General features: G+C 47.6%; 18 protein-coding genes. 8 read left to right on the top strand and 10 right to left on the bottom strand.

Translation table 11 applies throughout. The features are described 5' to 3' along the window. Positions 1–55 precede the first annotated feature (55 nt). Positions 56–1792 carry a pseudouridine synthase gene (locus tag QUA90_RS15570; protein ID WP_333446404.1) on the top strand — a complete coding sequence of 579 codons (1737 nt, stop codon included), beginning with the start codon at positions 56–58 and terminating at the stop codon, positions 1790–1792. A 102-nt stretch (positions 1793–1894) separates the two neighbouring features. Here QUA90_RS15570 and QUA90_RS30450 read toward each other — a convergent pair whose 3' ends face one another. Together QUA90_RS30450 and QUA90_RS15565 are read right to left on the bottom strand one after the other, a co-directional pair. After that, the gene (locus QUA90_RS30450; protein WP_445300114.1) at positions 1895–2029 is read right to left on the bottom strand and encodes a DUF6883 domain-containing protein; all 135 of its coding nucleotides are present in this window, start codon (positions 2027–2029) and stop codon (positions 1895–1897) included. A gap of 116 nt (positions 2030–2145) precedes the next feature. After that, positions 2146–4668, bottom strand: coding sequence for an EAL domain-containing protein (locus QUA90_RS15565; protein WP_333446402.1), 2523 nt, complete (start codon positions 4666–4668; stop codon positions 2146–2148). Positions 4669–4967: 299 nt separating this feature from the next. Here QUA90_RS15565 and dapB point away from each other — a divergent pair, with 299 nt between their 5' ends. From dapB to QUA90_RS15545, 4 genes are all read left to right on the top strand, one after another. Continuing rightward, positions 4968–5795 carry a 4-hydroxy-tetrahydrodipicolinate reductase gene (dapB, locus tag QUA90_RS15560; RefSeq protein ID WP_333385216.1) on the top strand — a complete coding sequence of 276 codons (828 nt, stop codon included), beginning with the start codon at positions 4968–4970 and terminating at the stop codon, positions 5793–5795. Positions 5796–5903: 108 nt separating this feature from the next. Beyond that, a complete protein-coding gene (locus QUA90_RS15555; RefSeq protein ID WP_242723651.1) occupies positions 5904–6614 on the top strand; it encodes a phosphate ABC transporter permease in 711 nt (236 codons plus the stop codon). Positions 6615–6704: 90 nt separating this feature from the next. Further along, the gene (locus tag QUA90_RS15550) at positions 6705–6923 is read left to right on the top strand and encodes a DUF4160 domain-containing protein (RefSeq protein ID WP_333328385.1); all 219 of its coding nucleotides are present in this window, start codon (positions 6705–6707) and stop codon (positions 6921–6923) included. Continuing rightward, entirely contained in the window at positions 6904–7236 is a 333-nt protein-coding gene (locus QUA90_RS15545) for a DUF2442 domain-containing protein (RefSeq protein WP_333328382.1), read from the top strand. Before QUA90_RS15550 ends, QUA90_RS15545 begins: the two co-directional genes overlap by 20 nt. An 18-nt stretch (positions 7237–7254) precedes the next feature. On the opposite strand, the gene QUA90_RS15540 is transcribed toward QUA90_RS15545, so the two are convergent. From QUA90_RS15540 to QUA90_RS15525, 4 genes are all read right to left on the bottom strand, one after another. Continuing rightward, positions 7255–7878, bottom strand: a complete 624-nt coding sequence (locus QUA90_RS15540) for a precorrin-8X methylmutase (protein ID WP_333152258.1) — start codon at positions 7876–7878, stop codon at positions 7255–7257. Between the two features lie 156 nt (positions 7879–8034). Continuing rightward, the gene (locus QUA90_RS15535; protein ID WP_333082425.1) at positions 8035–8841 is read right to left on the bottom strand and encodes a TPM domain-containing protein; all 807 of its coding nucleotides are present in this window, start codon (positions 8839–8841) and stop codon (positions 8035–8037) included. Between the two features lie 247 nt (positions 8842–9088). Beyond that, the gene (locus tag QUA90_RS15530; protein ID WP_333446400.1) at positions 9089–14563 is read right to left on the bottom strand and encodes a WD40 domain-containing protein; all 5475 of its coding nucleotides are present in this window, start codon (positions 14561–14563) and stop codon (positions 9089–9091) included. Between the two features lie 682 nt (positions 14564–15245). Continuing rightward, positions 15246–16577, bottom strand: a complete 1332-nt coding sequence (locus QUA90_RS15525) for a P-loop NTPase fold protein (protein WP_333213125.1) — start codon at positions 16575–16577, stop codon at positions 15246–15248. A 338-nt stretch (positions 16578–16915) separates the two neighbouring features. Here QUA90_RS15525 and QUA90_RS15520 point away from each other — a divergent pair, with 338 nt between their 5' ends. Together QUA90_RS15520 and ftsZ are read left to right on the top strand one after the other, a co-directional pair. Further along, on the top strand, positions 16916–17818 hold the full coding sequence (locus QUA90_RS15520; protein WP_333328376.1) for an FtsQ-type POTRA domain-containing protein: 903 nt from the start codon (positions 16916–16918) through the stop codon (positions 17816–17818). Between the two features lie 370 nt (positions 17819–18188). Next, complete coding sequence (gene ftsZ / locus QUA90_RS15515) at positions 18189–19463, top strand: cell division protein FtsZ (protein ID WP_333446397.1); 1275 nt, start codon at positions 18189–18191, stop codon at positions 19461–19463. A gap of 160 nt (positions 19464–19623) precedes the next feature. Here ftsZ and QUA90_RS15510 read toward each other — a convergent pair whose 3' ends face one another. Beyond that, entirely contained in the window at positions 19624–20427 is an 804-nt protein-coding gene (locus QUA90_RS15510) for an MBL fold metallo-hydrolase (RefSeq protein WP_333446395.1), read from the bottom strand. Between the two features lie 142 nt (positions 20428–20569). On the opposite strand from QUA90_RS15510, the gene thiD reads away from it, so the two are divergent. Further along, entirely contained in the window at positions 20570–21379 is an 810-nt protein-coding gene (gene thiD, locus QUA90_RS15505; protein WP_333446393.1) for a bifunctional hydroxymethylpyrimidine kinase/phosphomethylpyrimidine kinase, read from the top strand. A gap of 119 nt (positions 21380–21498) precedes the next feature. Here thiD and dndE read toward each other — a convergent pair whose 3' ends face one another. Genes dndE through dndD form a run of 3 tightly spaced genes read right to left on the bottom strand, consistent with a single transcriptional unit; the run spans position 21499 to position 24546 of the window. Further along, positions 21499–21900, bottom strand: coding sequence for a DNA sulfur modification protein DndE (dndE, locus tag QUA90_RS15500; RefSeq protein ID WP_190660605.1), 402 nt, complete (start codon positions 21898–21900; stop codon positions 21499–21501). A gap of 4 nt (positions 21901–21904) precedes the next feature. Further along, a complete protein-coding gene (locus QUA90_RS15495; protein WP_333446391.1) occupies positions 21905–22546 on the bottom strand; it encodes a restriction endonuclease subunit R in 642 nt (213 codons plus the stop codon). A 5-nt stretch (positions 22547–22551) separates the two neighbouring features. Further along, positions 22552–24546 carry a DNA sulfur modification protein DndD gene (gene dndD / locus QUA90_RS15490; RefSeq protein ID WP_333446450.1) on the bottom strand — a complete coding sequence of 665 codons (1995 nt, stop codon included), beginning with the start codon at positions 24544–24546 and terminating at the stop codon, positions 22552–22554. Positions 24547–24873 lie beyond the last annotated feature (327 nt).

The raw sequence follows: 24873 nt of genomic DNA, 5'->3' as shown, positions 1-24873 counted from the left end.
AGCATCCAGAATACAAGCAGATATGTCCTAATTCAGATTTCAAACCAAATTTAATATGTTAGAAATGCACGCGCTTTTAGATGTCACGGACTGTCATTGGGAGTCGATCGACTCGCAGCCGAATTATTGGTACGAAGGCCGTTGTCCTCAAAGCGGCGAGCTGCTGAGACTGCCGCGCACTCGAATGTCCGAGGAGCTCGCGCGGGGTTTGATGCAGTACCTGGCGGCTGACGATTCCTATGATCGCGAAGGGAAGATGTACGGCATATTACTGGTGGAGATGCCTTCGGGGGAACAGGGGATACTCAAAGCATTTTCCGGGCTGCTGAACGGTTGCAGCATTGTTGATGGGTGGGTGCCACCGATTCCGGGACGAGATCGAGTTGCTTTCGATGAAGCCCGCACCTTAACTCAATTGGAGGCGATGAAACAGGAACTTATTGCACTGAATCAACTCCCGCAGCGACAAGAGTATGAAGGCTTGTTTCGGGAGTTTGAAGTGCAAATGCAAGTTTTGAGCGATCGGCATCGCAATTGCAAGCATCAGCGAGACGAAAAACGCCAGTTACTGTGTCAAAGTCTCGCAGCAGAAACGCTAGAAATTGCTCTGGAACAACTGAATCAAGAAAGCCGTTTGGAGAAAATTGAACGCAGGCAATTGAAACGACAGCGGGATGAAACATTGCAGCCGCTAAAACAATTAATTGAAGCTGCGGATCGGCGGATGCAGGCGCTGAAACAGCGGCGAAAAGAACTTTCCCGCGAACTTCAGACGCAAATGCACGCGGCTTACACTCTGGTGAATTTTTTGGGGACATCGCGATCGATCTCCTCATTGATGCCAACTAATTCTATTCCGACGGGTACCGGCGACTGTTGCGCGCCAAAATTGCTCCACTACGCGGCAGCAAACAATCTGAAACCGCTGGCAATGGCTGAGTTTTGGTGGGGGCCGGCATCGGGCGATAAGATACAGGGAGAATTTTATGGCGCTTGTGGCGATCGGTGTCAGCATTTGATGGGTTTTTTGCTGTCAGGATTAGCTCAAAATTCGATTGTTTCTAATATAAATCAGGGTTCGACGGGCGGGCTACAAGCCCAACCCTTACTCACCACAAGCAATAATATTTATTGTGGAACTGGCATCTTGCCCGTTAGGCAAAGGCTACCAATTATCTATGAAGACAAGTGGTTGATTGCGGTCAATAAACCCTCTGGATTGCTGTCAGTTCCAGGTCGTTATTTTGAAAATCAAGATAGTGTTTTCAGTCGTTTGCGTAGCTTGTTACCCGATAGCTTCAATTTAACCATAGTGCATCGTTTAGATTTGGAAACATCTGGGATTTTGCTATTGGCGCGGGACAAAGAAACTAGCAGTCAACTCAGGCAGCAATTTGCAAAAAAGCAGGTTCACAAGGTTTATGAAGCGGTGCTTTCGGGTACTGTAAAAGTTGATGCAGGTACGATCGATCTTCCACTTTGGGGCGATCCAGAAAATCGCCCTTACCAGCAAGTCAATTGGGAGTGCGGAAAGCCCAGCGTTACTCGCTTTCAGGTAATGGCGAGGGAGGGAAATTGCGATCGCGTCGAGTTTTTGCCGCTGACGGGACGCACTCATCAATTGAGGGTTCATGCAGCGGATGTTCGAGGGTTGGGGATACCGATTTTGGGCGATCGACTTTACGGATGTCGGGCTGCTGCGAATCGGCTACACTTGCACGCGCGGGAACTTTCGTTTGAGCATCCGCAGTTGGGAGAAAAGCTGCACTTACAGGCAGAAACACCTTTTTGAGCTAAGGGCGATCGGGCAATGATCAATATCTGTAGAATAACAAGTAATTGCTTAAGCATCAAGAGTTTTAGTTGAAATTTGTGCTAACAGTAAGTCATAGTTTTATTGATTTAATCCTAAACAACCCTGAAATATTACAGCTTTATTGCTACCGAGAGCGTTATCTAAATTAAGAGGATACTCAGCTAATTTTCGAGGAGCGATAACGAGATGGATGACAATTTTTTTCAGCTTCATGTTTGTTTACCTAGCATTAATTTTAGCACCTAACATATTAGAGATACGCTTGGGGAACCCGATCGACTTTCAATTTTAGCTCTAACGTACAATAACTAATAACTAATAACCCACAACTACCACTGCGGATCGGAAGCCATCAAAGCAGTCGCAGCCTCGCTCGGTAACGGCTTAGCAAAAAAATAACCCTGACCGTATTCGCAGCCGATCGACCTCAACCTAGCTAATTGTGCCGCCGTCTCCACACCCTCAGCAATCACATCCATACCCAAAGCATGAGCCAGCGCTACAATCGTCCGCACGATCGCCACATTCTCCCCCTCGCTTTCGAGCTCCATCCGCCCCACAAACGACTTATCAACCTTCAAAGTATCCGTAGGAAACCGACTCAAATAACTCAACGACGAATAACCCGTACCAAAATCATCAATTCCCAACTTGACATTTAACGCTTTCATCTGCTTCAAAACCGCGATCGCCGACTCCACATCCTCCATCACCACACTCTCAGTAATCTCCAACTTCAAACTCTCGGCACTCAAACCCGTTGTTTCCAAAATCACCTGAATGCGATCGACCAAATCTGGCTGGGCAAACTGCTTTCCCGACAAATTTACACTCATAATCAAAGCTCGATCGAAACCAAACATTCCCTCCCAAAGCTCCAACTGCCGGCAAGCCTCCTCCAACACCCACTCACCCAGTGGCACAATTGCCCCCGTTTCCTCAGCCACCGGAATAAACTTCATCGGCGAAATCAAACCTCGCAGCGGGTGCTGCCAACGCACCAAAGCCTCAAACCCAATAATCTTCCCGCTTGCCAAAGATACAAACGGCTGGTAATGCAGCAAAAACTCCTGACGCTTGAGGGCCATCCGCAAATCAGTTTCCAATTGCAACCTCTCCACCGCCAAATCGTGCATCGAAGCATTAAACACCTGATACCTTCCCGTTCCCAAAGCCTTCGCCCGGTACATCGCCGTGTGGGCGTCCCGCAGCAAGTGTTCCGGCTGTTCACTGACAGTAGCAGCAGGTTCGCCCCCGATGGCAATCCCGATGCTTGCCGTCAAAAACACCTCCTGCCCCTTCAACTCAAAAGGCACAATTAAAGCTTGGTGAATTCGAGTGGCCAAATCCACCGCAGTAGCAACATCAACATTCCTCACCAAAATCGCAAAATCATCACCGCCCACCCGCGCCACAGTATCGGCGCGACCAATACTTGTCCTCAACCGCAACACCACCGCCATCAGCAGTTCATCCCCCGCCAAATGACCCAAAGAATCATTAATCACCTTAAACCTGTCTAAATCCAGAAACAGCACCGCAAACAGATAGCTGCGGCGGCCCCTAGTATTGGCGATCGCCCGCCCCAGACAATCCACGAACAAATCCCGGTTGGGCAAACCTGTTAGAGAATCGTGAAAAGCATCGTAAAGCTTCCTGTAAGCACTGACACTCACACCAGTCACCACCAAACCCAAAGTCGGCGACACCAGCGGCACCCACCCACCCCCAGTAAAAATCCCAAAACTAATCCCCAACAGTCCCATCAATCCCGCAGCCCCAGCCAATCCCGCCCTCACAGGATGCTGAATCCGCCAAGCCAAAACCCCGCCAATCATCGCCCAAGCACCGTTCCACAAAATTTCCGCCCATTCCGGCCACACCCAAAATAGCGATCGCCCATCCAAAACCGCACTCAATATTTGGCTGAGCATTTGCGCGTGCAGCAACACCCCCGGCATTTTCGGACTTTGCTTTTTAACCGGGCTGTAGGGCGTCAAAAACAAATCTCTGGTACTCGGTGCAGTCGTCCCAATCAACACAATCTTGTCCTTAACCCAGCTTGGGTCAATTTCTCCCTTCAATACCTGCCTGATACTGACTTGTCGCACCACCTCCTTACCAGATCGGTATTTGAGCAGAATTTGGTAGCCTTTGGCATCGAGATTTGCATAGCCGCCGCTGTTAGAAGTTAAAGGCACAAATTCTGCCTTTCCCCAATTGATTTGGTGGGGATGAACAGGGCTATTTTTCTGCTGTACTCTGTCTTTGAGATACAGCAAAGCCACTTGCACAGAAAACGATAAAGCAATCTTTTTGTCTGGTTGCGAGACTGAAAGCAAATTGCGGCGTACAACGCCATCAGGATCAAGCACGAAGTCGTTAAAACCGAGCCGATCGGGCGGTATCCCCGGAGGCGCAGGCACTCCCTGACTTTCTGAATCGCTCAATTTATAGATCGCCACCACATTCGGTGCTTTCAGTGCGGCCAGCAATTCTTCGTGTCCCGGCGGTTGAGGCAAATCCCGGTACAAATCCAAACCGATGACTTTTGGCTGATACTTTTGCAGTTTTGCCAAGGTTTGAGCGAGCGCACCGTCGGAAATCGGAAATCTCCCCAAAGCTTGAATATCGGCCTCAGAAATTGCCACTACCAGCAGTCGCGGATCGGGGCCCGAATCTGGCTGCAAGCGCACTAACGAGTCAAAACTCCCCAATTCCAGGCTTTGCAGGCCTCCCAACTGCCGAACTCCCATATTCAGCAGCGTTACAGTCGCGCCCGCAAGCATTGCAGGCAAAATCCTAACCCGTCGGTTTTGAGAACTCAGGTTGAGACCAGTTGCGACAGACATGACATATCGAAGATTTCGAGAGAATTTGGCAGTCACAGAAAAAATATGTCGGTGCAAATTAGCTTTGCAGTCTGTTCTTACAGAATTGAGCTTAATATGAGATTGAATGTAATTTTTTCAGAACTTCTGCCGCCACCGAGTTTCTTTAAGCTAATTACTCGATTTGGCAAAGTATTTCTCGAATCGGAACCGGGTTTTGGAAGATTGGCCGACAAATCCTGTCTTTCATTCCTTGTTTACCCAAATTCCCACAAGCGTTAAAATTTAGTCGATCGAACTTTCAGGATATTTTTGAGATTATGGCGAATCAACTTCCGATTCCGGTGATTGTTAACGGTGCTGCAGGCAAAATGGGCCGCGAAGTAATTAAGGCGATCGCCCATGCTAGTGACATGACCTTATTTGGGGCTGTAGACCGCTCTCCGTCGTGCCTCAACGCCGATGCCGGCGAATTAGCCGGATGTGGCCCGTTAGAAGTTCCCATCACTGACGACTTGCAAGGAATGCTGGTATTAGCAGCTCAGGAAAAGCAGTTAGGAGTGATGGTAGATTTTACGCACCCTTCGTCAGTGTATGAAAACGTGCGATCGGCTATAGCTTACGGGATTCGCCCCGTAGTCGGCACTACCGGATTGAGCAGCAAGCAAATTGAAAACTTAGCTGAATTTGCTGATAAAGCGAGCACAGGGTGTTTGATCATACCCAATTTCTCGATCGGCATGGTTTTGCTCCAACAAGCCGCCGTCACGGCATCTCAGTATTTTGAACACGTAGAAATTATCGAGCTGCACCACAATCAAAAAGCCGACGCTCCCAGCGGTACGGCAATTCAAACTGCCCAAATGTTAGCAGAGATGGGAAAAACTTTCAATCCGCCAGAAGTTGAGGAAACCGAAAAATTAGCCGGAGCTCGAGGTTCACTGGCGGATGAAGGGATTCGCATTCACAGCATCCGTTTACCCGGTTTAATTGCCCACCAAGAGGTAATTTTTGGCGGCGCCGGTCAAGTTTATACTTTACGACACGATACGAGCGATCGCGCTTGTTATATGCCCGGAGTCTTGCTGTCTATACGCAAAGTCATTGAATTGCGATCGCTCGTTTACGGTCTGGAAAAAATCTTGTAGGTAATTGGTAATTGGTAATTTGTAATTGGTAATTTGTTACTACTGCCAACTGCCAACTGCCAACTGCCAACTGCCAACCGCCAACTGCCAACTGCCAACTGACTAATTATGCTAATTCCCTTAACCCGCGAAACCTTTCAAGAATTAATTCCCGCCGTCGCCACGGGAGCGCAATACAAATATATCTGGGGAAAACCGCCCGATTTTTTGAGGCGAATGTTAATCTCTGCCGTCACCGTAGTTTTCCTCCTGGTAGTTTATAACTTCGTCGGTTCCGATGTCGGGCCGCTAGTTTTAATCACCGGATTGATAGCTGGTTTGTACTGGCTGTGGGGGCCGATTTTGTGGGCGAGTTTGCGGAATGCAGAATGCCGCAAATATCAATACTGCGGTTTTTGGCAAGGACGAGTTTTGGATATATATATTACAGATGAAGTCACAAGTCAAGAAGAAACAGTCAATCAAAAAGGACAACTCGTAATAGTTGACAACCTAGAACCACGAATCAACTTAGAAGTTGGCGACAAAACCGGATTTACTACTACACTTCGAGCTCCATTGCGGAAAGATCATCAAGGAATTGTCCCCGGCCAAGCTGCTTTAATGTTAATCATGTCAAATCAAGAAGATTTAGGCAGAATTGCCAAAGTTTCAGATATTTATATTCCCAGCCGTGACGTGTGGGTGAGCGACTATCCTTATTTACGCAGAGATTTGTTTGTCGAGATGAGCCAGCAAATTAAAAAAGGTAGGAAAAAAGACCGCGATCGCACTAATCAAAGCAGAGATGTAAAAAGGCGATCGCCCGCTGATTATTAATATTGATAGTAGCCACAAATTTAAGAGCGAGTGCAGGTTAAAATTCTGACAAAATTCACAAGATAGCCGCTAATGCCTGCGGTTTTTTAGGTGAACCCCTACAGTTTCATCTTTTTTAGTTCCGATCGAGGCGAACCCGCCCACATTCATGTTAAGCGCGATCGGCAACTTACCCAATTTTGGATGAATCCTGTATCTCTAGAAAAAAATCTAGGCTTCAAAGAGCATGAATTAAACCAGATTGCTCGTCTTGTAGAGGAATATGAACAAATATTGTTGCAGGCTTGGCATGACTACTTTGGTACATGAAACAGAACCCCTCGTAATTAAAGTCACGGTGACAGATGAAAAAGTAATTGTGGACTTAGTTGATGGTCGCAGTTTGAGTGTTCCCTTAGCTTGGTATCCCCGTTTGTTGCACGGTTCCCCGGAGGAAAGACATAATTGGCAGCTACTTGGAGATGGTTATGCCATTGAATGGGTTGATTTAGACGAACATATTGGAGTTGAAGGTTTGCTAGCCGGCCGACGCAGCAGTGAAAGTCAACGATCGTTTGAAAGTTGGTTAATTAACCGCAAGACTGATCGAAATAATCCAGAACGACTAATAACTAATGACTAATGACTGCTGACTTCTCGATCAACTGTTTCCCTCTTGCCCATAAGCTTGCCAAGCCAAATCCACCAGCCCGTTAACTATAGCCACAGCCACCACCGCAGAACCCTTGCGGCCCTCAATCCGAATGTGAGGAATCATCGAATCGTGCAGCCGCGACTTAGCCACGTCAACCCCCACAAACCCAGAAGGAGTCCCAATCACCAAAGCCGGTCGAATTTCCTCCGATTCAATCAAATCCACGATCGCCGACAAAGCAGTTTGAGCCTGGCCCACCACAAAAATCCCTTCAGGATAGCGTCTTGCCAAAGTTTCAATCCCCCAAGCCGCCCGCGTCCTTTCCTTTTGGGGGCGTGTCAAAGCCTCCATCGAACAGTAAACCGGATTCGCAAAGGTACTTTGGATTTGTGGCGTAATGCCCACCTGCACCATCGGCACATCTACCACGATCGTAGTTCGAGCAGCCAAAGCCGCCGCCCCAGCCTGCAAAGCCTGATCGGAAAAACTAATTAAAGACTTGTACTCAAAATCAGCAGTAGCATAAATCACGCGGCGGACTATTTCGTACTCCGCCGCTGAAAAACCGTGGTCGCCAATTTCGTTATCGATTAATCCCAGACTCTGGGCATCGCTTACGTGCCATTCCATTTGTTGGATAGCTGTCGCCTCTGAGTTGTCAGGTATCAGCTTACCAGCTTTTAGTCATTTGTTGACTGTTGACTGTTGACTGTTGACTGTTGACTGTTGACTGTTGACTGATAACTGTTGACTGTTGACTGGCAACTGCCAACTGACAACTGACAACTAAGTTTCCGACGATGAAGAAGATTTGCCCAACACCGGAGTCAGGAATGCCACCAAAACTCCGATCGCAAAACCAGCCACATTCCGAACCACAGGCAACCAGTCAGAAGTCCGAGTCACCACCGGCCCAAGTCCGAAAGCGAAAAACAGAATGCCCCACAGTGGGGAAAAAATCAGCGCCCACTGCCAAGCCACAACCTGTCCCGGCTTCCGAGGTTGAGCCGCAAACCCGCAGATGACGCCGCCAACCACCGAGGTAATTAACGTCAGAACCCACTGTTCCCTCGGCAAACCGGGAACCACGCGGCATCCGCCCTGACGCAAACAGCCTTCTATAGACTCCAAAGATTCAATAATTGCTCGATCTTCCCCATTGTCCCGCACAAAAAATTGATTACCGTAGCGGGTTTGCAGTTCCACCCAAAAAGTTCGCGGCAGCAGCGGATACAGCGAGTCGCCCACATTAAAATTGAGCAAATTGCCCCCTCGGGGGTCAGCAACTAGCAACACACTCTTGTCATCTAGCCCCCAATAACTTTTGACAGCCAAACCGGGCGTGCGATCGTACTGAGTCAGCACTCGCAGTTTCCAGCCGGTTTCGGCTTCAAATGCCTTTAAATTTTTTGCCAAATTTTGTTCTTCAATATCTGTGAGGGCTTTAGCTAAATCAATGATCGGCGTCTGAGTTGACGGCAACAAATCGGGATTATTGAAAGCGTGGGCTGCTGGTGCGATCGTCCACACGGACAAAGCCAGACAAAATGCGACAACAGATGCTAGAAATTTTCGCGGGAAAAGCTGTGACATAGGAACTTATAATCCGGGTCTTAATTGTGAATGCTAGCTGGCGGTCTTAACCAAAGGATAAGAGAAAACTCATATTTCTTTACAATTATTTACTTTACAGGAAGCCGAGAGCAAGGGGAAGGAAAAAATAGTTTTTGAGAAAGGGGGAGGGGGAGAGGGGGAAGGGGGGAGAAATTAGCGATCGAGATCCTGAAGGGGGTGAGTAACATCGAACATCCACTGAATCCCCCAATCTAAAATCTAAAATCTAAAATCGATTTGGTTTTGCCCCAACCCCCTCACAGAGAAGCCGATCGCGATCGCTTACATTAGGATTAGTTCTCAGATAATCCCCCACCCAGTCACAGCCCCTCACCAGCAAATCGTCAAGATCCAAATTCCACAAAATCACCCGATTATCCCGGCCCGCAGAAGCCAGAACCTTCCCATCCGGGCTAAAACTCACGCTCATCACACTATCCTTGTGACCCGTCAAAGTTTTCAGCAAAGTCCCGCTGCGACTCCACAGCTTCACCTTATGATCGTAACTGCCCGAAGCAACCAACAAACCATCGGGGCTAAAACCAACGCTAGTCACGCTGTCGCTAGAACCCTTCAGTAGCGTCGCCACCAAAGTCCCATCTACCTTCCACAATTTCACCGAATTGTCGTAACCAGCCGAAGCCAGCATTTTGCCATCAGGGCTAAAAGCCACCCCCAACACAAAACTGTTGTGAGCTCCTTCAAAAGTTCTTAGCAAACGACCATCCCGATTCCAGAGTTTGAGAGTACCATCATCGCTTGCAGAAGCCAGCATCGAGCCGTCGGGACTGAAAGTCACCCCAGTCACCCAGCCTGTGTGTCCCGTCAAAGTCTTAATCAGCCTGCCGTTTCTAGTCCAGAGTTTCACAGTCTTATCCTTGCTAGCCGTTGCCAGAACCTCGCTATCGGGGCTAAAACTCACGCTCATCACGCTATCGGCGTGGGCGTCGAGAGTGAACAGCACAGAAGGCGAACACGGGAATAGTGGAGCCGAAGGACAAGGCAGAATATTATTCATGCCATCTTCTGTCAAACTCCAGACTTTCACCGTTTTGTCGTAACTCCCAGAAGCAAGTAGCTGGCCGTCGAGGCTGAAACTGACGCTGGCGACTCTCTGAGTGTGTCCTTCCAAGGTTTCTAGCAAAACTCCCGTGCGACTCCAGAGTTTGATAGTTTTGTCCGTAGAAGCAGAAGCCAGCCTTTGGCCGTCGGGGCTAAAAGTAACGCCTTGCACCCGGTTTTGGTGTCCGTCGAGGGTTTTGAGCGGCACGTCATCGAGTCGCCACAGCCTGATAGTTTTGTCAAAACTTGCCGAAGCCAAGGTTTTGCCTTCCGGGCTAAAACTCACCTGAGTAACTCGATCGGCGTGTCCCTCAAAAGTTCTCAGTAAGCGACTCTCTGGTTTAATGTTGCTAGCATCGGTTGGGCGTTTGTCGCCAACACCAGCAAGATTCCAGAGTTTGACAGTCCCGTCTGCACTTCCCGAAGCAAGTGTTTGACCATCGGGGGAGAAACTGACACCAAATACCCACTTGCTGTGTCCCCGCAAAGTTGTTAGCAGTTCACCTTTTTTAGCTGGTGTTGAATTTTCTGTTGGTGGGTGTTTGAGTGCAGCGATGCTCCAGATTTTCACAGTTTTATCTTCACCCGCACTGGCGATCGTTTCACCATCGGGGGAGAAACTGACGGTGTAAATTTTCGAGGGTTGTCTGTTTTCGCTGTGCCATAAATTAGCGATTAACCGGCCGTCAGAACTCCACAGTTTCACAGTACCGTCATCGCTCGCCACAGCGATTATTTTGCCGTCGCGGCTGAAGCTTAGCCAATTTACGGGAGCAAATTGTTCGATCGTTCGCAGCAGCGTGCCATCGGTTTTCCAAAGTTTGATAGTTTTGTCTGTAGAGCCACTGGCGATCGTTTGACCGTCCGAGCTAAAAGCAACGCTGGTAACGCTATTAGTATGCCCTTTGAAAGTTGCCAGCAAACTGCCGTCATTTTGCCAAATTTTGACAGTTTTATCTAAACTTGCCGAGGCTATGGTTTTGTTGTCGGGACTGAACGCCACACAGGAGACACTGTTAGTGTGGCCTTTGAAAGTTGCCTGCAAACTTCCGTCGCGCCGCCAAAGTTTGACTGTTTTATCTACACTAGAAGAAGCTATTGTTTCGCCGTCTGGACTGAAGCTAAGACCCCAAACTACATCGCCGTGTCCTTCCAAGCGGTTGCGTTCTTTAACTCCATAAACTGCCTGCTGGAGGGCGGCAGAAATCAGAATTTCGGTGTCTTTGAGAGTAGACATTTGTTGGGAGTGTTCGATCTGTTTCCACTTTTTACCAGCTCTCAAACTTTCCATCATGGCGTCAAATTTGTTGTTTGAGAAATAAAGTGCTTCAGAAGCTGCTGTCAGGGTACTGATTTCGGCTCGCTGAGTTTGAGCGACAGCTAGCTGTTTTTGACCCACAGCCCGCCACCAAAAATTTACGGCGGCGATGGTGGAACTGGTTAGCAGCATGACGCCGATCACTGCTAATCCCAGCAGTTGTTTGAGAAAAGTATTGGCTCGGTAGAGCTGTACTTGACTCATTTTTTTGTCTGCTTCTGCTTTGTGCAGTCTGGCTTCTAAGCCGAATCTTTGACGGATAGGTCGCACTAAATAGTCGTGTACTAATTGATAGCGGTCTTCGGGCGCTTCCCGTAGCAGAAATAGCAAACCGTGACCAACTAAAATGTCTAAAATTAAGTCGAGGTTGTCGGTTTTATTTGGTAGGCTTTCAGGGTCTTTGGCGAACTGTCGCTGTAGGGAAATTCTGTTTCTGCCGATCGCCGATAATTCGGTTTCGCGGACATCGGCTGGCTGCTGACCTGTAACTAACGAGAGTTCGTGTTTGGTTTTTATCAGGCGAACGCCTCTTTCATCTGTCAGGGAAAACAAGATTTTCCAAGCTGCGTCTTCGTTAACTGGTCCACAGTCAGAGATGACTCTTTCGAGCGATCGTTTCACTAATTCCGCTTTGGGATTGTCCCCCAACTGCTGGTATTGTGCTAGACTGGTAATACCTTCTTCTTGCAGTTGCGCTCCTACTACCTGCAATTCGATTGGTCGCACTTCTTGCAGTTCGTCTGCTAAATCTTCTACGAAGGCATCGATCAGTGCCGGCTCTAAATAAAATTCTGCCCGTTCTGTTAAGTGTCCGATGACAGCCCGCGCGTCTTTGATAGAAAAACTCCGCAGTTGGTAGCGGATGCTTTTGTCGAGAATATTATTGTTAATAGCATCAAGATTTGGGAAGCGATCGCAATCTAGTAAGTAGTGCAAATAATCTTCGCGCAAGCACAGAATTATTTTGACATAAGGCAAATTCAAAAACAAACGCAAAAAATTATAAAAAAGTTGTCTTTGTGCCACTGAAGTCGAAACAAAGAAAAACTCTTCAAATTGATCGAAAATCAGCACGGTCAACAAATTATTTGTGGCATTTTCGCGCAACTGCTCTATAATAAAAGAAGAGACTTCCGAGCTGCGAGCAGGAATAACCGAGCAACTTCTTTTGTGGATTTCCTGTAGTCCTTTCGAGATTAATTTACTTTCCTCTTCGGCTTGTTTGTCGTACAGTGCGCTGTTCAAAGCATTTTCTAACTCCACCAACCAGTCGGTGTAAACTTTGACTACTACGGGCAATGTATCCCGCGCGCCCGGAGTAATATTTTTCAAAGCTGGTACTAAGCCGGCATTGACTAGAGAACTTTTCCCGACTCCGCTGGGCCCGTGAATAATAGTTAATTTATGGTCGTCCCTGCTAATTCTTTCTAGCAAGCTATTGATATCTGTTTGCCGCGAGTAAGCTGTCATGGAGGCTGCGATGGCAGCTTGGTTGTGAGCTGAGGGGCCTGAAGGATTGACCGCTTGGCGCTGCTGCTGCAATTGGCTGGCTCCGATAAAAGCTCTAAATCCGTATTGATATTCGATCGAACGCTGGGTTTTTTTAATCCGAAACGCTTTAAGATACTCTCCCTGCTCGAAATAAACCGCTTGCAGTTCCGTCAAAATATCGATGTAAAGTCGGGGGTCGTACTTCGGCTCGCTTTGAGATTGAGCCAACTCCAAAGAATGAACCGCCGCTTCCCACTGGCCTAACTGCCGCAAACTTCTGGCTAAAAGTAAAAGATACGAACTCCTGTCGGATTTGGGATGTTGGATTTTAGATTTGGGTTCGTTACTTAACTCGTTAGAACCCACAATTTCTGGATAATTTCCCTCAAACCCCAATCTCAAATCTTCAATCAACAATCTCAAATCATTAGGCGTTTGATCCAAAATCGCCAAAGCCAACTCGGCTAGTTGGCGGGCTTGACTCCACCTCGACTCTTGCAGGGCAACTTCAGCCAAAAAGCCGTAATCTTGAGCTAGTTGGCTGGGGGTACCGTAAGTGAAGTGCAACTGCAAAGAATTTTCCGCTAATGCTTGCAACTCTCCCCAAGCTTTCAGTCGCTGCAGCACTTCTCCGAGGTGTGCTGTCACCTCAGCTACCAATTCCGGGCGTGAGGCAAGGGAGAAAGCGTTTCTAGATTTTTCCAGGCTAATCCACGCTTGTTCCCAGTGCTGGCGGTTGGCTACCGGGTTTCTGGCTGCTTGTAAGCGGTGACACAGGGCTATGTGAAACAGCACTATGCCTTCTCTCTCTAAAAATAAAATTTTGGGGACAGGATTCGACAAGGAGGAGAAGGTTTCTGGGTTTTCGGAAAGTTCCAAGTTTGCCAGTTCCCAGTTGCCCGTTTTCTGCTGCCAAAATAGTAAACTTTCTTGGTAGTGAATTAAGGCAGTTTCGGTTTGGTCGCTGACATAGTAATCTCGACCGAGAACGAATTGCAGGCTGGCTTTGAGGGCGGGTTCTAATTCTTCACCGCGATTTTGTAAATCTCTTAAAGCTAATTCTAGTTCTCGGCGTGGCAAAGAGCCGATCGCCAAATCGAAGGTATTGCCCGGACTCAATGGCGAATACGAGTGGACATCTGATTGTCGTCGGTTTTGTGGCCGTGAGTTAAAAGTTAGAAAGCGTTCTCCAGGGCTGATTTCGCGCTCCAGGGCGCTTTTTTCGCACTGGCTTTCGCAGGTTTCACAATTAGCTATGGTGCTGACGTTGCTGCTGGCGAGTTCTTGATTGAGTTCGCCTATTTTAAATATAGTATCGGCCCGCCTAGCGAGAAAATTAATTAATTCGTCAACGCCCATTTCAAATTTAATTGTGGCGGCGGCCCAACTTTTGAAATCCGGGGCCAGACGAATCATTTTGGTCACGATATCATCTGTTACCCACAAAATCACTGGGCAGGAAAAATTTTTGCGAAATTCGTCTCGCACTTGATTGGTAGAAGCCATCAGTTCGTCGATCGCTACTACTGTTTCTAAACCAAATACCATCAAAGCCGAGGCAGAAACCACAGGCGAGTACCCCTCTTGGAAAGTGCTTGCCTGCAGAGTAGTGTAAAGGGTTTTGACTGAAGCTGGCAGGACGAGATCTTGAATTGGAACTGGGGACACTTCTCGCAGCCGCTGCGCTATTTGCTGGCGCAACTGCTCGTAGTTGCAGCGCACCAAAATTAGCGAGAATTGGTGTTGAGACATTGTGATTGACCTGACCAGAGTTTTGAGCGATCGCTCGTTGTAGTTGGCAGTTTCTTGTACCTTAATTAGATCGGTCATGCGTGCACCTCTTTTGCATTAATCAATTACCTAACGCTCGCCAATCGTGACTGAAAGCGTATCTACTTAGACAGCGCCGTCTCTGTCTGACGCTTTATCTCTGTATAAATACGTAGTTTCTCCTACTTGTTCTATCAATACTTACATAGTTATTAGATCCAATGTAAAGATATCATACCTCTCAATCTCAGAGAATGCTAGACTTCCCAATAAAAAATTAAGGTTATCTTAGATGTTTTTATTCAGCTATACATAAAAAACTACAGATCATAAATAGCCAACTGCTAAGTTCACGATCATACCGCCGGCTAGCTATTAGTAAACAACTCCGATATATCTGTAGCAGGCATTTAACACAACCGCAAAAAAAATGTCGTCCGGGATGGGATGATATGAAATTAAGAGCAACAGGTAAAAACAGAAATAGGGGGTATGACATTGCAGATATGAGAGTTGAGAGTGGGGAAAGTCCTTAGTGGCGGCAAAGTTGTATACGACAATAACATTCACCGCCTATAGCCAGCATTCAACAGAAATCAGCCAGTGGCAAAAACCGCTGACTGATTTCTTTATTAAATTGTAAGATTTCGGCGTTGTGAGCGATGAATTTTCAGTTAAATACTTTCTAATTCCCTGGTGGTTAAGGGTTCTTAGAGTCACGAAGCTATCTCAAAAACCCCAACTATTTTGCTTCAGTGCGCTGCAGCCACTCCTTATATTTTCTGGTTTCTGCTAGGGCTGGATTAATCCCAAACCAACGACCTTCTTGATCGCGGTATTCAAAGACAAACATACTTCGCAACAAGATTTGAGACTCTTCTTCGCCGGTTACACTTTGTCGCTTGACGACTTGAAACAGCAATTCCCATTCCAGGTCATTGATGGCTCCCAAAAGGTCATCGCGATATTCTTGAATGACGCTTTCGAGGCATTCGCGAGAGAAGGGAGGGTCTTCGTGCTGCAAACAGCTATACAAAAGCATCAGTAGATTGCGAACGTGACCGCCACTAATCCGGCAAAGCCGATCTAAAGTTTCGGGAGAGTCAAACACCTGGGAAATCAAATCAATGCGTTGATCGGGAGCAACTTTCGGGAAAGCTCTAGCTAATACTAACTGCCGCAGCAGTGCCATTCCTTCGAGGTGGTCTTCGCCCGATCGCACTTGCACTGGTACCATCGGCATCACCTTGGGCTTGACTCCAAATCGACTGGCAAGGCGGCCGAAGTCGTTGGAAAAAATCAAAGTCAGGGGAATCGTGTAGACAACATGGCAATTAAGTTTTTTCAACTGTTCGCCACGGTCTAAAAACAGGTATTCTGGCTGGGTGCGTCCGCTGGGTTTGAGGGAGGCGTCGAGGCGATCGAGGTTGTCAACGATGACTGCGAGCCCTTTTTTGCCTTGCTGCTTGAGTTCGGCGTTAGCTTTGTTGAGGAGTTCTTCGTTGATCGACTGCAAAATGCTGTTGGTGCGGGGTTCGAGATATTGCCTGAGTTGCGATCGCAGTTTGGGAGAGTCTTTAGTTTTAGCAGTAACTCTAGCAATGCCTACAGATAACTCGGCTTCCGCTGACAAATCTATGGGAGTCTGCAAAAATTCTGCCACTTCTGCAAACAGATTTGTAAAATAGCTCGGTCTGAGTTTGATTTTAGCCGATTCCATAGTTTCGCTGACTTGGCGCGCAATGCTCAGCAAAATATCGCTGATATCTACATCACCCATGTCTAAGTCTTGGGAAGACTCGAAGTAGACTACGCAAAAACCCTCTTGCTCTAGCTCAGCTTTCAGCCGAAACAATTCCGTAGATTTGCCACAGCCGATATGTCCTGTAAATAGCTGACAGGTTGGCTCGTTGGGGGAGATGCGGGTAATGGTTCGCTGTAAAGATTCAATGATTTTGCCGCCACGCACGGAACCAAAATCAATGTAGTATTGATAATCCCCTGGGTCTCCCGCAACAAGGGTCTTGCTGGGGTTGCAGGCTTTATAGAATCTGTCTAATTCGAGTGCGATCACAATGGAAGCCGAATAAAAGTTAAAAAAGTTAATCGAAAGTCTAAACTTTCTTTAGTTGAGTTTAGTTTGATTTGTAACCTTTTGCCCTGTGGGGTAATGCCCTAAATACCCAAAGAACCTTGATCTGGCAAGGGGTTTTCCCGGCGCTGGAATTGGGAATTTTTAATTAATAATTTTTTATTACTTAGCGGGATCAGTGATATTACTGATATCAGCAGGAGTATGGGTAAATTTGCGGGGATCTGGTTAAATGGTAGGGGAAAACAGGGTTCAAGAGAGAGAGATTAAACAGTTTTGAATTTGTGCTAATCCTTAATTCCTATATTGTCAAGACGTAGATGGCTAGTTTTGGAGCGGTTTCTCAAACAGAGTTAGGGCGCAGGCGCCAAAAGTTGCGGCAGCAGAGGCGCGCTCGATTGGCGGCTGTTGTGTGGCAAATGCTAGCAGCGAGCGCAATCGCTGGAGGTTTGCTGTGGTGGATTGCTCAGCCGGCTTGGTTGATTGCCCGATCGGAACAAGTGAAGGTGGAGGGCAATCAGTGGCTGTCGGATAAGGCGGTGCGGTCTTTGGTGCCGCTGTCTTACCCGCAGTCGCTGTGGGGGATTCAACCGCAGGCCCTGGCCGAAAAGCTGGAGTCAACGGGGCCCATCGCCAAAGCGAAGGTGACTCGTAACTTGTTTCCGCCGAGTTTGACTATAGAAGTGGCAGAACGCCTGCCGGTGGCCGTGGCGCAGCCGACGGCGGTGTTGAGATCGAACAGTGAGAAGGAAAAAGTGGGGTGGCTGGACGCTCGCGGAGGTTGGATGCCGTCGGATAGTTATACTGCTGTACGATCGCAGAATAGTTCGATCGGGCCCGGCAGCATTCCGGGACCTCCGCCTCAGCGTTCTTTGCCCACTTTAAAAGTCATCGGGCCTTTGGAACAATATCGCGCCTCTTGGCCGAAGTTTTACCAAGGACTCAGCGGCTTGACGGTGAAAGTGTTTGAGATTAATTGGCAAAACCCGAACAACTTGATCTTGAAAACAGAGATCGGTACCGTACACTTAGGGCCGTACAGTTCCAAGACTGCGGAGCAACTTAAGGTTTTAGACCGAATGCGACAATTGCCAAAACAGCTAGATTCAAGCAAAATAGCCTACATTGACTTGAAAAATCCTGCTTCGCCGATCGTCCATTTGCCAGAACTACCCGGCAGTTTGGAGAGTTCAACTCCGGCACCCACTCGCGCCCGAAATTGATCCTCTGTCAACAAAAGGTAGAAGGTATCGATCGGACGGCAGAATTTTTAGCCATCAGGATCAATACGCAGCACTGGAAATAAGGACTGTTTTTTGATATCGAGTCGGGAAAAAAAATCAGATTTTTCTTTCCATCCCGATGCCTCTGAGGCTAGTATCCATTTTTTTTCCTTCTGCCTTGCTTACAACTGCCTTAATCCGGTCAAGTACCTGGATGGCGTCAAGCGAGGTCTGGGCTAGCGAGGTCGGCCAAATCCGAGATTGCTAACATTAAGCATCGACCAGTGTTAGTTTTTCGCGCAACTTAGCCTATAGTTGATTGTGAATTGGCGTTTAGTTAAAAAGCTGTAATCTACTATCCCCGACTCTAATGAAGCTTAATAATAGACAGGGGTCTGACCAAGACAGTCCCCCTTCGGAAGAAGTAAAAAATTTTCCGGTGGCTGCAGATTCCGCCAATCCCTTTAGACGCAAGTCTGGTTATGTAAATGTAGATAGTATTGATATCGATCCTATGGTCAATCCCAAAGACATAATGCCCAGCAGTGCTGCCAAAATCAAAGTAATTGGCGTCGGCGGCGGTGGGGGCAACGCCGTTAACCGGATGATTGCCAGCGAGGTTTCTGGTGTCGAGTTTTGGTGCGTGAATACAGATTCCCAAGCTCTGGTTCTCTCAAATGCTCCGAAACGCTTGCAAGTCGGACAGAAGTTGACGCGCGGTTTGGGGGCAGGGGGCAATCCGGCGATCGGTCAAAAGGCTGCGGAGGAATCTCGCGACGAGGTTGCTAATGCTCTGAATCATGCGGATTTGGTGTTTATCACGGCCGGCATGGGCGGCGGTACGGGCACGGGCGCGGCTCCGATCGTGGCTGAGGTCGCTAAGGAAATGGGCGCCTTGACTGTGGGCATAGTGACGCGGCCTTTCACGTTTGAGGGACGGCGGCGCACCAGCCAAGCTGAGGAAGGGATTGCGGCTTTGCAAACTCGGGTGGATACGCTGATCGTAATTCCTAACGACAAGCTGCTGTCTGTGATTTCCGAACAAATGCCGGTACAAGAGGCTTTTCGAGTTGCTGACGATATCCTGCGCCAAGGGGTTCAGGGTATTTCTGACATTATTACTATTCCCGGTTTGGTGAATGTTGACTTTGCTGACGTGCGGGCAGTAATGGCGGATGCGGGTTCGGCTTTGATGGGCATCGGTGTGGGTTCTGGCAAGTCACGGGCTAGGGAGGCTGCGATGCAGGCTATTTCTTCGCCTCTGCTGGAAGCTTCGTCTATTGAGGGCGCTAGAGGTGTGGTGTTTAACATCACGGGCGGTACTGACATGACGCTGCACGAGGTGAATGCGGCGGCTGAGACGATTTACGAGGTTGTCGATCCGAATGCCAATATTATTTTTGGAGCGGTGATTGACGAGCGGCTTCAGGGCGAAATTAAGATTACTGTGATCGCTACTGGTTTTTCGGGGGAAGTTCCGGCGCCTCCGACTCCGGGGCGGACGCAAAATGTTAATGCTCCTTGGCGGGCTGCAACTGTGCCGACGACTCCTGCTCAACAGACGCCTGATCCGAAAGCGAAACCGCCGCAGGATTTGGGATTGGATATTCCTGAGTTTTTGCGTAACCGTCGCCCGCCAAGATGATTTTAGATTTTAGATTTTGGATTTTAGATTGGGGATTTGGCGATTTTGGATTTTAGATTTTGGATTTTAGATTGGGGATTTGGCATTGAATCTCCACTCTCCCATCTAAAAAATCGAAAATATCGAGCATCTAAAATCTCAAATCTAAAAAATCTAAAATCTAAAATCTAAAATCTAAAATTTCCAGGGTTTGGCCTGGTTCGGGTTCGAGGAGTTGGGTGGAGAGGCCGGATTTTGCTAGTAAATCGCGAAATTCGGGGATGCTGCCGACCGATCGCACTAACATTGCTAAAATGCCTGTGGCTCGGATGTCTCCCACCGCTGTAGGCAGAAAAAACCGAGGTTTGAGTGTTTGGGCGAGGCTGAGGGCTTCCGAAGGGCCGATGATGACTTGTCCGAGGAATGGGAAGATTTGACCGATGACTGGGGCGATCGCTACGTCTACTGTGTCTATTTTCTGTTTAACTTTGTCTAATGGCGGCAGGTGCGGTTCGTAGTAAAGTGTTTCGCCGCTGCTTAAATCTTTGAGCAAATAGCCGTTTTCTTCCTGTCCGGGCCCGATTTCGGCTCCGGGTACGGCAGTAATTTGTAACTTTTCTTGATAATTAAATTCTTGCCAATTAGCTAAAGATGTGATATTGGTGTAGCCTAAACTGCTGAGGACTTTGGCGGCGGTGGGTGAGGCGATCGCGGGAATTGTGCGATTCCCTTCGGGATAGCTTCGCTTCACGAGCTGTTCGAGTGTTGGTCTGTGACAGTGGTCGTCTAATCCTTGGGAAATTAGGATGAGGTCGATCGGCGGTAAGCTGCTGGGAGTGAAGGCCACGGGGGTGTTGTGGTAGGCGGTGTACAGCCAGGGTTGACCGTAAAATACGAGCGGATCGACCAGCCAAGGATCGACGAGGATGGTTTGGCCTGCAATGTGGAAGATCCAAGAGTTGAGGTCGATTCGGGTGATTTTCACAGTTGTTTGCAATAATTCTTTACATTTGGTTTAATCATAGCTAATTTTGTTTGGGAATTTTAACCGCAGATGAGGGCGGATGAACGTGGATAAGATGGGATTTGTCTGGTTCAAGTTGGCGTTTATTTACGGTTGAAATAAGATGATTAAATCGAAGATTCCTGTGGCTTTGACTGTGGCTGGTTCTGATAGTGGCGGTGGGGCCGGAATTCAGGCGGATTTGCGGACTTTTGCGTTTCACTGCGTGCACGGTACGAGTGCTTTGACTTGCGTGACGGCTCAAAATACTTTGGGGGTGATGCGAGTTGATGCTTTGTCTGCGGAGGCTGTGGCGGCTCAAATTGAGGCGGTGGTTGGGGATATTGGGGTGGATGCTGTGAAGACTGGGATGCTGCTGAATCGGGAAATTATGGCGGCGGTGGCTTCACAGGTTGAGGCTTTGGGAATAGGCAATTTGGTTGTCGATCCGGTGATGGTTTCACGATCGGGCGATCGATTGATTGATGAGGGGGCGATCGCATTTTTGCGCGATGTTTTGATTCCTTTGGCTGCTGTCGTGACTCCGAATCGGTTTGAGGCTCAGATTTTGAGCGGTTTGCAGATAGTTTCTCTAGACGATATGCGATCGGCGGCGCAGCAGATTTATCGTTTGGGGGCGAAAGCTGTTTTGGTGAAAGGCGGCGGGATGGCGGGAGATTTGCGGGGAATTGATGTTTGGTTTGATGGTGCGCGGTTGGAGGTGTTGAAGACTGAAAATGTTGATACTGGGAATACTCACGGGACTGGTTGTACTTTGAGTGCTGCGATCGCCGCTAATTTAGCATTAGGTAAAGATTTATTGACAGCGGTGAAATTAGCTAAGAATTATGTTACTACTGCTCTCAAATATGCTTTGGATATTGGGGAAGGTCAAGGCCCAGTAGGGCATTTTTTCCCGCTTTTATTGAAATAAGAAGTCATTGGTTATTGGTTATTTGTTATTGGTTATTGGTTATTTGTTTGTTGCTCGCTTGGGCCTGCTAATAACCAATAACAACTGTCAACTGTCAACTGTCAACTGTCAACAATCAGTTAATTTCTTAATTTCTCAGGCGAAAGAGCGATCGCCACCAAGTCTTCGATTTTCTTAATATTCGGATCGCCGGCCAAATAACCAATCCCTCGGTGCAAGTGCAGGCGAAATTGTTTCGCTAGAGTTTCTTTTTCTGTGCCTAAATTATCTTGGTGACACCGCTGCTTGAGGGCAATTATCAGGATATCAGCCATGTCGCCGCCGAAGACATCCCAGCTTAATTCGACGTTGCTGTCGCTGGGAATTGGTACTGGCGATGGGATGCTGGGTTCGGCGAGCGATCGGCAAAATCCCCACCTGCATAGAATATTCCACTGATCGATTTTGGTCGATCGTTTCAGTTTTGATAGTTGGTCTTTGCCGGTTTGGGAGAGGCGGATGCGATCGACTGGTGGTTCCATATTTTTAACCCTGTGTTGGTAAGATTACTAATTGACTCAAACGCTTCATAATTTTGAGAAAAGTGTACAAGTCATTACCCCGTCTGCGAATATCAAAGGGGTCAGACAAAGCATATAAGGGTACTTCTGCCTTCACCAATTTAACAAATATGAAGCTTCCTCCAGCATTAATAAGACCATAGCTGGGTTTATTGGCGTTAGGGTTACATAGCATATAAGCAAGGATTTGTGCAAGTCCTTCTTCAATAGAAAATCCAGCTTTTTTGGATTCGATAACCATCACCCAGAATTGATCTTTTAATACTAAGGTATCCATCTTTCCTCGGATGAGAGTTCCCTCATCTTCGCTGACAATTTCTACAGATGTTTCTGCTTTTACATAAAATGGGGCTAAGTAAAAATCTCCGATAAAAAGCATCGGATCTAGTACAGCCATCGGAATCACATTTTCTAGCAAGGGTGGGTAATTTAGCAAGTTGATGTAACCTGCTTTTACTTTGTCTAGAAGTTGTTTGTCTAAATCGGTCAGTTCGGGAAGGTCGTCTTGCCACTCGCGGAAAAATTGCTCGTCTTCAACTAACTGAATGCCAAATTGATCGATAAGATCGCGGAGGTTTACGGCTTGTGCTTGTAAGATGTTTACCATAGATTTTACCAAAAATAACCTTGTTCAACAGTGGTTTGGTGTTTGGCGGAGTCGTATTTGAGGAGGTAGCTGTGGGCGATCGCCTCCAATTCTTGCAGCTTATCATATTCTACTTTTCTAATTTCCGTGTCGGTAGAAAGCAGGATGACTTGGTGGCTGGCCGAGGGGAAATAGCGTTCGACTAGGTTGTTTCTGTGGGAGGAGTCGAGGCGGCCCAAGGGAGTGTCGATCGCCACTGGCAATTGTCTCCCGGATACTCTAGCTAATCCCCACAAAAAAGCGATCGCCAGCAATTGTTTTTCCCCGGCTGAAAGTCGGTGTTTGGGTACCGGTTTGCCTTCTGGATCGTAAATCGAGAGGCTAAATGTTTGAGTGTCGATCGCAACTCTGTGCACGAGGTCGGTTTTGTGCAACAGGTAGCGGAAACAGTCGGTAATTTCTATTTCGAGTTTGTTGAGTTTTTTGAGAGTTAGTTTTTCTTTAAAGAGTTTCAGGGTGGCTTGGGCTTTGGCGATCGAAGCGATGACGTGTTGGCTGTTTCTGATGGTAATGTATTCGCTGCTGTAGTTTTCGAGTTCTTTTTGGTTTTTGGCTAATTCTCTCTCTAATTCATCGACGCGGCGGTTTGCTGATTCCAAGGCGGCGGCTGCGATAGCGACTGCTTTTTGGGCTTTCCTGACTTCTTCTTCTAGTTTTTCGTAGGCTTCGGGGGAAGCGGCGGCTGCGAGTTGTCTGTCTGTAAAGTCGATTTCTGCTTCGATGCTTTTGATTTCTTCTATTTGGTCGCGGGCTAGAATTTGCTGGGCTTTGATTTGGTAGTTAAGAAGGTTTTCTAGTTGCTGGATGCTGTTGCTGTCGGCATTCATCCAGGGCGAAACATCTGTTCCGGCTTGCTGTTCGAGTTCTTGGTTTTCTTGGCGGATGAAGTCTTGAATTTTATCTAGCTGTTGGGGATTTAACGAGATTTCCGCGATGTAGTTGAGGAGGCGATCGCTTCTTTGTTTGATAATATTTTGGGCAATCTTTGCTTGCTGCTGGCTGTCTTCTGTTTCTGCTTGAATTTTTGCGTCACTTAGCAATGGCGAAATTAGGGCTAGTGGTAGCGTGTTTGATGCCAATTCCATCATGGCTTGACGGTTTTTTTCTGCCTGATTTCTGTAGTCGTTTAGCTGTCTGTCTAGTTGACTGCGATCGGCGGCAATTTTTCCGCCTTCATAAATAAATTTTTCTGATGCTTGTTGCTGATTTTTTTGAGCTTTATCTAACTCGTTTTTAAAGCTAGCTTGTTCTTCTGTTGCTAATTCTTTCTTCTCAGTAATTTGCTGAAAAGTTTGTTCGATTTTCTCTAAAGCAGCCAAGTCTTTTTTGCCAGCAATTTCTTTCCGCTTGCGGCCGGCTAATATTTCTAAATCGACGGCGAGGCGTTCTGCTAATTCTAAACCTAAAAGAGATTTAATCGCCCCCACGACAAACTCTGGCGGTGTTTCCAGTTCGGCGAGTTCTTTTACTTGTTCGCCGTCAAACAAAAATAGGTTGGAGATTCCGACGGGCAAAAGGGTTTCGATGTATTCGTCCCAGGTGTTAGTAATTGCTTTGTCCGACCACCAATCGCTGACAATCTCGCTGTAGATGAGAATGCTTAAGTTGTCTTTGATATCTAATTTTTTCCAGTATCTAACTATTTTGAATTGAGTTAATTTGTCATCTTGGACTTGTTCAAATGTTAGTTCGACGCGGGTATCTTCTAATGGGGGAGTGTGGCGGTTGACGCATTGATTGAGAAAGTCGCTGTAGCTTAAATTGCCTCTGGTGGAACATTGGGCGCGGCCACCGTAGAGGGCGAGGCGAATGGCGTCCATGAGGGTGGTTTTGCCGCCGCCATTCATGCCGCCAAATAAAATGACTGGGCAGGGATTTCCGTCTTTTTCGGGGCGGAGATTGATGGTTTGGGTGCCTGCATAGGGGCCGAAGTTTTTGAGGACGAGTTCGAGGAATTGCATTGTAGATGTTGTTGAGATGGGATGAGAGTTGGTGGGTGCGATCGGCGTGTCCGACAGTCCGGGGTCGATGTGTGAGTCCGACAGTCCGACAGGGATTGAAATCCCTGTCTCATAGCTGAAGTCCTCTTGAAGAGGACTGAAATCGGCGATCGTTGAATTTCGCCCTTCAGTCGGTTTTAACCGACTTTCGCTATTAGACGGGGATTTCAATCACTCCTAGGGCTTGTGGGTAAGCCCGATCGACTCGATTGGTCGATGTGTGAGTCCGACAGTCCGACAGGGATTGAAATCCCTGTCTCATAGCTGAAGTCCTCTTGAAGAGGACTG

This window comes from Microcoleus sp. D3_18_C4 (assembly GCF_036702355.1).
Lineage (GTDB): Bacteria > Cyanobacteriota > Cyanobacteriia > Cyanobacteriales > Microcoleaceae > Microcoleus.
The sequence above is the reverse complement of the archived record's forward strand: the minus strand, read 5'-3'. Positions and strand labels throughout refer to the sequence as shown.

What these genes read in the sequence shown, in the direction of transcription:
- dndD (WP_333446450.1), bottom strand. Translation starts at nt 24,546, where the DNA reads ATGCAATTCCTCGAACTCGTCCTCAAAAACTTCGGCCCCTATGCAGGC.
- QUA90_RS15555 (WP_242723651.1), top strand. Translation starts at nt 5,904, where the DNA reads ATGCTAATTCCCTTAACCCGCGAAACCTTTCAAGAATTAATTCCCGCC.
- QUA90_RS15570 (WP_333446404.1), top strand. Translation starts at nt 56, where the DNA reads ATGTTAGAAATGCACGCGCTTTTAGATGTCACGGACTGTCATTGGGAG.
- ftsZ (WP_333446397.1), top strand. Translation starts at nt 18,189, where the DNA reads ATGAAGCTTAATAATAGACAGGGGTCTGACCAAGACAGTCCCCCTTCG.
- QUA90_RS15565 (WP_333446402.1), bottom strand. Translation starts at nt 4,668, where the DNA reads ATGTCTGTCGCAACTGGTCTCAACCTGAGTTCTCAAAACCGACGGGTT.
- thiD (WP_333446393.1), top strand. Translation starts at nt 20,570, where the DNA reads ATGATTAAATCGAAGATTCCTGTGGCTTTGACTGTGGCTGGTTCTGAT.
- dndE (WP_190660605.1), bottom strand. Translation starts at nt 21,900, where the DNA reads ATGGAACCACCAGTCGATCGCATCCGCCTCTCCCAAACCGGCAAAGAC.
- QUA90_RS15495 (WP_333446391.1), bottom strand. Translation starts at nt 22,546, where the DNA reads ATGGTAAACATCTTACAAGCACAAGCCGTAAACCTCCGCGATCTTATC.
- dapB (WP_333385216.1), top strand. Translation starts at nt 4,968, where the DNA reads ATGGCGAATCAACTTCCGATTCCGGTGATTGTTAACGGTGCTGCAGGC.
- QUA90_RS15535 (WP_333082425.1), bottom strand. Translation starts at nt 8,841, where the DNA reads ATGTCACAGCTTTTCCCGCGAAAATTTCTAGCATCTGTTGTCGCATTT.
- QUA90_RS15530 (WP_333446400.1), bottom strand. Translation starts at nt 14,563, where the DNA reads ATGACCGATCTAATTAAGGTACAAGAAACTGCCAACTACAACGAGCGA.
- QUA90_RS15520 (WP_333328376.1), top strand. Translation starts at nt 16,916, where the DNA reads ATGGCTAGTTTTGGAGCGGTTTCTCAAACAGAGTTAGGGCGCAGGCGC.
- QUA90_RS15540 (WP_333152258.1), bottom strand. Translation starts at nt 7,878, where the DNA reads ATGGAATGGCACGTAAGCGATGCCCAGAGTCTGGGATTAATCGATAAC.
- QUA90_RS15545 (WP_333328382.1), top strand. Translation starts at nt 6,904, where the DNA reads ATGACTACTTTGGTACATGAAACAGAACCCCTCGTAATTAAAGTCACG.
- QUA90_RS30450 (WP_445300114.1), bottom strand. Translation starts at nt 2,029, where the DNA reads ATGAAGCTGAAAAAAATTGTCATCCATCTCGTTATCGCTCCTCGAAAA.